This is a genomic window from Nocardia ninae NBRC 108245 (assembly GCF_007990755.1).
Classification (GTDB): Bacteria; Actinomycetota; Actinomycetes; order Mycobacteriales; family Mycobacteriaceae; genus Nocardia; species Nocardia ninae.
Window position 1 is genome coordinate 19461 of the sequence record NZ_BJXA01000100.1, and the last position, 8150, is coordinate 27610.

The 8150-nt window shown below is 66.2% G+C and carries 9 protein-coding genes; 4 read left to right on the forward strand and 5 right to left on the reverse strand.

Annotated elements, in window-relative coordinates:
• Positions 1-200: 200 nt before the first annotated feature.
• The 3 genes from NN4_RS39735 to NN4_RS39750 all read right to left on the reverse strand — a co-directional run bounded on the left by NN4_RS39735 (position 201) and on the right by NN4_RS39750 (position 2306).
• On the reverse strand, positions 201-974 hold the full coding sequence (locus NN4_RS39735; RefSeq protein ID WP_147142232.1) for an SDR family NAD(P)-dependent oxidoreductase: 774 nt from the start codon (positions 972-974) through the stop codon (positions 201-203).
• 81 nt (positions 975-1055) lie between these two features.
• Positions 1056-1559 (reverse strand): cupin domain-containing protein, encoded by a 504-nt coding sequence (locus NN4_RS39740; protein WP_222595253.1) that lies wholly within the window; start codon positions 1557-1559, stop codon positions 1056-1058.
• A gap of 150 nt (positions 1560-1709) precedes the next feature.
• A complete protein-coding gene (locus tag NN4_RS39750; RefSeq protein ID WP_147142235.1) occupies positions 1710-2306 on the reverse strand; it encodes a DUF308 domain-containing protein in 597 nt (198 codons plus the stop codon).
• Positions 2307-2523: 217 nt separating this feature from the next.
• Between NN4_RS39750 and NN4_RS39755 the strand changes: the two genes are divergently transcribed.
• The 3 genes from NN4_RS39755 to NN4_RS39765 are packed head-to-tail and all read left to right on the forward strand — an operon-like array spanning position 2524 to position 5358.
• Positions 2524-3375 (forward strand): alpha/beta fold hydrolase, encoded by an 852-nt coding sequence (locus tag NN4_RS39755; protein ID WP_147142238.1) that lies wholly within the window; start codon positions 2524-2526, stop codon positions 3373-3375.
• Positions 3376-3409: 34 nt separating this feature from the next.
• Positions 3410-3856, forward strand: a complete 447-nt coding sequence (locus NN4_RS39760) for a VOC family protein (protein ID WP_147142242.1) — start codon at positions 3410-3412, stop codon at positions 3854-3856.
• A 23-nt stretch (positions 3857-3879) separates the two neighbouring features.
• Complete coding sequence (locus NN4_RS39765) at positions 3880-5358, forward strand: dihydrolipoyl dehydrogenase family protein (protein WP_147142246.1); 1479 nt, start codon at positions 3880-3882, stop codon at positions 5356-5358.
• A gap of 266 nt (positions 5359-5624) precedes the next feature.
• On the opposite strand, the gene NN4_RS39770 is transcribed toward NN4_RS39765, so the two are convergent.
• Positions 5625-6563, reverse strand: a complete 939-nt coding sequence (locus NN4_RS39770; protein WP_222595254.1) for an alpha/beta fold hydrolase — start codon at positions 6561-6563, stop codon at positions 5625-5627.
• A gap of 5 nt (positions 6564-6568) precedes the next feature.
• Complete coding sequence (locus NN4_RS39775; RefSeq protein WP_147142252.1) at positions 6569-6997, reverse strand: SRPBCC family protein; 429 nt, start codon at positions 6995-6997, stop codon at positions 6569-6571.
• A 130-nt stretch (positions 6998-7127) separates the two neighbouring features.
• Here NN4_RS39775 and NN4_RS39780 point away from each other — a divergent pair.
• Positions 7128-8150 (forward strand): AAA family ATPase (locus NN4_RS39780; RefSeq protein WP_147142255.1); only part of this gene is annotated, 1023 nt, incomplete at its 3' end.

The following is an 8150-nucleotide window of genomic DNA, read 5'->3' on the forward strand; positions in this document are numbered from 1 at the left end:
CGTTTTGTGGCAAGTGGTTTGGTCGGTGCCCCGTGATCTGTCGTCGTCCCGTTTGGTTCAGGTCGGATTCGTCTCCTCGGCAGGGATCCATCCAGGTGGAGACCGTGCTGTCAAACGACTGACGCATTCCACGCCGGGCGAGGCCCAGTTGACGTTTGTTCCCGACACCATGTGTACCGAGTCGGAAACCTGTTCGATCTTCATGCCACATCTTTGATGACCGCGACGCCGGTGCGGCCGCCGTCGACGTCGATGACGGTGCCGTGGACGAAGGCGGCGTCGTCGGAGGCGAGGTAGACCGCCGCGGCGGCGATGGCATCGGGATGTCCGGTTCGGCCGGCCGGGGTGCCGTGCATCAGGACTCCCACCGGGTCGGTGTCGGTGTCTTCGGCGGGGGTCACGATGACTCCGGGTGAGATGGCATTGACCCGGATGCCTTGGCTGCCGAACTCGGATGACCAAGCGCGGGTGAGGGTTTCGATTGCGCCCTTGGTTGAGGCGTAGAGGGCTCCGACCGGCAGGCTCAGGCGCGCGGCCCAGGATCCGAGGTTGATGACCACGCCGTTTCCGCGGCCGATCATGTCGGGAGCGATCGCCTGGGTGAGGAAGAAGGCGGCTTTGACGTTGACGGCGTACACGCGGTCGAAGGCATGCTCGTCGGTGGTCAGGGTGGTCGACGAGGGGAAGATGCCAGCGTTGTTGACCAGGATATCGATGTGTCCGCCGAGTCGTTCGGTAGCCGCTGCGGCAAGGGCGTGGCTGGCACGGATACTGCCGTCGAGGTCGGCGGGGATGAAATCGGCCTGCCCGCCTGCTCGGCGAATGTGGGTGACGACGGCTGCGCCCCGGGAGCGGTCACGTCCGGAGACGATGACGTGCGCGCCTTCGGCGGCGAAGGCCAGCGCGGTCGCGCGTCCGATATTGCTGGTGGAGCCGGTGATCAGAGCTTTCTTGCCGTGCAGTCGTGATGACATCAGGTCCTTCTTCGAGTTGTCGAATGATGGGTCGGTGGGTGGCGTGTGCGCCAGGTTCGATCACGCACGCCACCGGGCTCCCTATGCCGGGTCGCTGTCCGGCAGATCAGTGGGTTTCGTTCCTGGAGGGCCGAGGATGACATCGCCGAGTTCGGTGGTGATCTTGTCGAAGAGTTCGAGATTCCACTCGGTATCCGGCGTCGCGTCGGCTTCGGGTGTACCGGCACGCCGAATGAGATCAACGAAATGCGCCGGAGAACTCATATTGAGGACGCGGGCACCCGCGGGGCCGGCCGCGATTGCATGAGGGGTGTTCATGGTGATGGTGTAGAAGTCGCCGGGTCCCAGCGTGTAGGTGTCCCGGCCGGCCCATACGGAAAGCGAGCCGTCGACCACCCAGAGCCGCTCTTCATACCGAGTGTGCTTGTGCAACGGGGTGTCCGCCCCCGGCGGCAGGGTGATATCGGCGAGATCGTGTCGGCCATCGGTCTCTTCCGGCGCGGTGAGGATGGTCATCCGCAGATGGTCGCCCAGGACGAACCGGCGATCCTGCGATGCGGCGGGCGGACGAGGGAGTGTGGTCATGAGAGTCCTTGTCGTGCAATGAAATTCAGCAGTGCGGGGTTGACGATCTCGGGGTGGATCCAGGCGATGTTGTGCGGACCTCCCTCGACAGTGACCACGGTCAGGTCCTTGATGAACAGCGGCGATCGTAGGTGATCAAGTGGCCGATGTTCATGCGGCGGTAGATTGTTCGCGCGAGCGGTGTGAGCGGGCCTTCCACACCAGTAGCGCGGCCTGCGCGATGAAGAAGGCGCCGCCGCCGGTGGCGTAGATGGACAGGACGTCCAGGGACGGTGAATCGCCGGCGGCCTGGGCGACGTAGGTTGCCCCGACCAGGAAGGACAAGCCGCCGGAGATCAGCGTCGGCCATTGCTTGCCGAACACGATGCCGCGCCGACGCAGACCAACGGCCAGTTGGGCCGCACCGGACAGTGCTGCCCAGACACCGAATACGCCGAGCACCTCGGCCGCGCCGCCGGCGGTTCCGGCGAAACCGAGGGCGACGGCGACTACCGCGCTCAATACGCCATTGAGGGCCGTCACGCGACGTTCGGGACCCTCCGGAACGGCGACATAGTCGATCAGTGACGACACAGCATCGATCAGCGGGTAGCTGACCAGCAGGATGACCGCGACGGCATCGAGGGTGTCGTGCGCTGCGGCGAAAGCGAGCGCCCAGGCGATCGCCAGGACGCCGCGGCTCAGATACAGGCGGGTCAGCGACGAGCGTCTGGCTGTCGAAACAGGCAGTGTCGCAGTGTTGTTCATGGAAATCCGTCCAATCGATCGTGTTGGTCGGACATCACTCTCGCTCGGTGCGGCCACACCACACATCCGTCAGCTGACGCTGATCTCGACGTACGTCATTCGGGGTGACGGCCGACGTACGTCGATGCCAGCGTCAGGTGACGGATGTGCCACCCGTACCTGGCGGGCGACAGTGGAAGGGCACACCTCGTACCACTTGCTTGAAGGGCGAAATCCTATGGACAACAACGAGTATGGCCGCATTCGGCGACGCGCGACCCGGGTCGGCGCGGCGCTCGCAGCCGCTATTGCGGGCGGCAGTCTCGTCGTTGCCTGCGCCGTCGACGCCGTCACCCACGCCGCTCCCATCGGCGATGCGCCGCGGCCGACTGTCATCCTGGAACATGGCGCCTTCGCCGATGGGTCCAGCTGGAACGCTGTCGTCGAAAAGCTGCGCAGCAACCGGTATCCGGTAGTGGCGGCGGCCAACCCGCTGCGCGGACCCACCGACGACGCCATCGCACTGCGCGGTCTCATCAACCACATCGATGGACCGGTCATCCTGGTCGGCCATTCCTACGGCGGGTCTGTCATCAGCGCGGCGGGAGCTGGAAACGACAAGGTCAAAGCCCTGGTCTACGTGGCGGCATTTTTACCCGCACCGGGCGAGACCGCACTCGAGCTGACCAATAAGTTCCCCGGCACCACGCTGCCCGGCACCCTGAATCCGGTGCCGTTCAGCAATGCCGACGGCAGCACCGGAACAGATCTCTACATCCAGCAGGACAAGTTCCGCGCCCAGTTCGCCGCCGATGTCCCTGAGGATCAAACCGCCCTCATGGCGGCCACCCAGCGGCCCATCGCGCAGTCCGCGCTCGAGGAGAAGGCGACAGTCGCGGCCTGGAGCGAGAAGCCCAGCTGGGACATCGTCACCACCCAGGATCTGAACATCCCGGTCGCGGCGCAGCGGTTCATGGCCGACCGCGCCAAGGCCCACGTCACCGAGGTCGACGCCTCGCATTCGGTCGCCGTCTCGCATCCGGATCTGGTCGCCGATGTGATCGAACAAGCCGCCACGGCCACGCTCTGACCCGAAAATTACACCGCCACAGGAGAACCCAACCATGGATATGAAACTCGAAGTCGTGGTGCTGCCGGTCTCGGATGTCGACCGCGCCAAGGCGTTCTATGCGGGGCAACTCGGATTCCGGCTCGACGCCGACTTCACGGTGAACGACGGCTACCGCGTCGTCCAGGTGACCCCGCCAGGCTCCGAATGCTCCATTATCTTCGGGGTCGGCGTCACCGCCGCCGCACCCGGGACGCTGCACGGCCTGCAGCTCACCGTCACCGATATCGCGAAGGCCGTCACCGAGCTCACCGAACGCGGTCTCACCGTCGATGGCCCGTTCCGGGACGCCACCGGCATCTACCACCACGCCGGAACCACCGATCGCATTGCGGGAGCGCACCCGGAGCGTCGTAGTTACGGCTCCTTCGCCGCCTTCCATGATCCGGATGGCAATGGCTGGTTCCTACAAGAAGTCACCCAGCGCGCCCCCGGCCGCTGATTACGCGGCCCCGAAGGAACACCATGTCTGACAACACTATCCAGACCTACGACGTCATCGTCCTCGGGGCCGGGCCGGTCGGCGAAAATGTCGCCGACCGCACCAGCGCCGCCGGACTCAGCACGGTCATCATCGAATCCGAATTGGTGGGCGGTGAATGTTCGTACTGGGCCTGCGAACCCAGTAAAGCGCTGCTGCGACCCGCCCTGTTGTACGCCGAGGCCGCACGATTCCCCGGTGTCGAGGGCGCGGTCACCGGACCGCTCGATGCCCGCGCGGTCCTGAAACACCGCGACCGCATGGCCGCCGAATGGAACGACCACGGCCAGGTCGAATGGCTCGAATCCGCTGGTGTCGCCCTCATTCGCGGCCACGGGCAACTCGAGGGGGTACGGCAGGTGACGGTCCGGACCCCGGATGGTGGCATCGTGCGATTGCGTGCCAGGCACGCGGTCGCGGTCTGCACCGGTACCCGGGCGGCCCTACCGCCGCTTTCGGGGCTGGACAGGCTGCGGCCGTGGACCAGCCGCGAGGCCACCAGTGCCCGGGAAGTACCGCGCCGGCTCGCCATTTTGGGCGCGGGGGTTGTCGCCGTCGAAATGGCCACGGCGTGGCGGGCTCTCGGTGCCGAGGTCACTCTCATCGCCCGGGAATCGCGGCTGCTCGGTCGCGTCGAATCCTTTGCCGCGGATCTGGTGGCCGAGCGGCTCCGGGCGGCTGGCGTCGAGCTGCGATTCGACTCGGGCATCGTGACCGCTGACCGAGCGGGCGGACCCGATGACGGCGTCCACCTGTGCCTGACCGACGACACCCGGATCATCGCCGACGAACTATTGCTCGCGACCGGGCGCGCGCCCCGCACCGACGACATCGGCTTGGAGACAGTCGGTTTGATCTCGGGGGAGTGGCTCGCCACCGACGACACCTGCACGGTGACTGCCGTCGACGGTGAATGGCTTTATGCCGTAGGCGATGTCAATCGCCGGGCGTTGCTCACCCATCAGGGCAAGTACCAGGCGCGAATCGCGGGTGCGGTCATCGCGGATCGGGCGTCCGGCCGGGATCTCGATACGTCGCCGTGGGGAAGGCACACCGGCATCGCCGATCTCGTCGCCGTCCCGCAGGTCGTGTTCACCGATCCAGAGATCGCAGCCGTCGGACTCACCACCGAGGACGCTGCCCAGCAGGGCCGCACGGTCGATGTCGTCGATTACGAGATCGGCTGGGTCGCAGGTGCTCTCCAGCACGATCCGGACTATCGCGGCCGGGCACGCATCCTCATCGACCCCGAACGCGGCACCATCGTCGGCGCCACCTTCGTCGGACCGGGCGTCGTCGAACTGCTGCACTCGGCCACCATCGCCATCACCGGCGAGATCACAATGGACCGGCTCTGGCATGCGGTCCCCGCCTTCCCGACCATCAGTGAGGTGTGGTTGCGACTGCTCGAGACATATCGGGATCAGCGGCAACCACGAGTCGCCCAGAGCGCGAAGTCATAGCAGCACAAACGAGTCCGCCGACCACAAGAGATCATGGTCGGCGGATTCTTTCGTTGTGGAGTACGAGTGTTACCGGGTGGTCGATTGCGCCGTCGATACCCTGCGGCACGAAATCTGTGCGGCTGGGCTCGGTAGTGGTCAGCCCATAAGCTGCCACACGGACGGTCCGCGACCGTACTGCACGGCGATCTCGGACCATATCAACATTGCTATGGGTCCACAGACGAAAAGCGTTGCGATAGGCGGCTGTTCGGTCTGTCGCGGGTTCATTGTGCGAGCCTTTGCGGAGTGCCGCCGCTCGGCGATGGCATGAATTGTGCTGAATGCGCGAACTCGCGAACCGCATCCGCGAAGCGCGCTGGTTCCTCCAGATGCCCCAGGTGGCCGCTGTGTTCCAGGACCACCAGGCGCGAACCGGGGATGAGGTCGTGCAGTTCCCGACCCCATCGCGGTCCGCAGATGACATCGAAGAGCCCCACGATGACCAGCGCCGGGACAGTCAATTTCGGCAGGGCAGCGCGGTCGTCGACGAGATCGGGGGAACCGATCGCGTCCAGTCCCGAGATGTAACTGGCGCGCAGTGCATCTCGTACCGGAGCCCAACGTTGTTCGTCGCCCCAATAGTCGGCGATGTACGAGGGTAAGACACCGCGGGCGACAGCAAGGGTCTGCTCGTCGCTCGAAATGTTGTGCATCGCACCGAAGGTCGCGAGCACATCGTTCAATCCGGGGCGATCGGCGTGCGCGGCGGCGAACTCCTGGAGTCGCCGCGTGGCCTCCGCGCCGTGCTCGGGTCCGGTTACCGGTGCGCCTTCGTACAGGATGATCCCTGCGAGCCCGTCCGGGCGGTGGATCGCGTGGTGGGCGGCGACGAACGCGCCGTGCGAGTGCCCCAGGAGATACACCTGAGGTACGTCGAGACGATCGATGATCCGTTGCACCGCAAGGCTGTAGCGCTCTCTGGTGTAGCCGTTCGGATGCGTCGGCAGGCGGCCGGATTTGCCGGTGCCGAGCGCCTCGATGTACACCATGGTCAGGTGCTTTTCGAGCTCGAGCATGCGCAGGTATTCCCAGTGGATGCCCGGCCCGCCTGGGTGAGCCAGGCAGACCGGCCCACTGCCGTACACATGGTAGCGCTGGGTGACGCCGTGGGAATCGAAGGCGTGCACGCCATCCGCGAGCGCGTCGAAGGTGTTGTGCGACATGGGCATCACGCGGCTTTCAGCGGTGCCGCGAAGGACTTGCGCAGTGCGGACGGTCCGACCAGGGGCAGTAGCGCCGCCAGGATCTTGCCCTTGAACGCCTGCGGTGTCCGGGTCAGTTCGACATCGACACGGCAACCGGGCAGGTGGGGTGTGATTCGGAAGACCCAGCCGCCGCCCGCGCCGAAGAGCTTGGAATCCAGCGTGGTGATGGTGACGGTATCCCCGCCCGGGACCCATTCGTAGCGGGCGCGCTCCCACGCGGCGGCGGTGCCCTCGGTGACTTCGGCCCAGTTTTCGCCGCGCTCGTGGACGATGAAGTGCTCGGCGTCGATGGTCGGCCACACGTCGGGGCGGCGCGACCCGAAGTCGGTGAGCACGTGCATGACCTCGGCGGGGGGCAAGGTGGATATCAGGTGAAAACGGACAGTAGCCATGTAAATACGATCGCTAACTCGGCTATTGCGGCGAATCGGTCAGATGACGCTGGAAGTGACGTATTTCCGTTCGATAGGGTCGCGGCGGGACTGCATTCCGACGCGGCGCCCGGGAAGAGGTAGCACGGCAATGCCGATGTTCGGACGAGATACCGAGCTGAAAGACCTGGGCAGGCTGGTGGACGAACCGGGTGATCAGAGCGGAGTCCTGATCGAAGGGGAACCCGGCATCGGGAAGTCCGCGCTGGTCGCGGCGGCGATGGCCGCCGCGACCAGCGCGGGGGTGCGGGTGCTGCGCACCGCCGGGGCCGAGGCCGAGCAGAACCTCCCGTACGCCGGACTGCAGCGGCTGCTGTATCCGCTGCGCCGGGGCTTCGACGCCCTGCCAGCACGCCAGCTGGAGGCGCTGGCGTCGGCTTTGGGCATGTCCGATGACATCGGCGAACCCAGTCCCTACCTGGTGGGGCTCGCGGCATTGACCCTGCTGGCTGATGTTGCGCTCCCCGACGCCGGGGCTACCGCGGACCGGCCGTTGCTGATCGTTGCCGAGGATGTGCACTGGCTCGATGCGGCGAGCGCCGAAGTGCTCGCCTTCCTCGCGCGCCGTATCGACGGCGAACCCATCGCGATGATCGCCACCGTGCGCGAGGGCATCGCCTCACCGCTCGCTGCCGCGGGACTGACCGCCATGCGGCTGCGACCCCTGTCCAGCGACGACGCGACGGCGCTGCTCGACAGCGCCGCACCGGAACTATCCGTCGCGGTACGCCGCCGAGTTCTCGCCGAAGCCCAAGGCAACCCACTCGCGCTGATCGAGTTGCCGACGGCGGTCGTGGATCTCGCCGAACCCGCTCCCGTCTTGCCGATGACCGAACGCCTCGAACACGCCTTCTCCGCGCGCGGCGCGAAACTTCCGGAACACAGCCGATCGGCATTGCTCGTCGCGGCGCTGAACGACAGCGACTCGATCGCCGAAACGCTCGCCGCCACGGGCGTTCTGTTAGGGCGCGCGGTCGAGCCCGATGTGTTCACACCGGCGGCAGCGGCCGAGCTTGTCGACATCGGCTCCGGCACGGTGACTTTCCGGCATCCACTGATGCGGTCGGCCATGGCCGCGACGGCAACGGCCGACCACCGGCGGCGCGCCCACCTT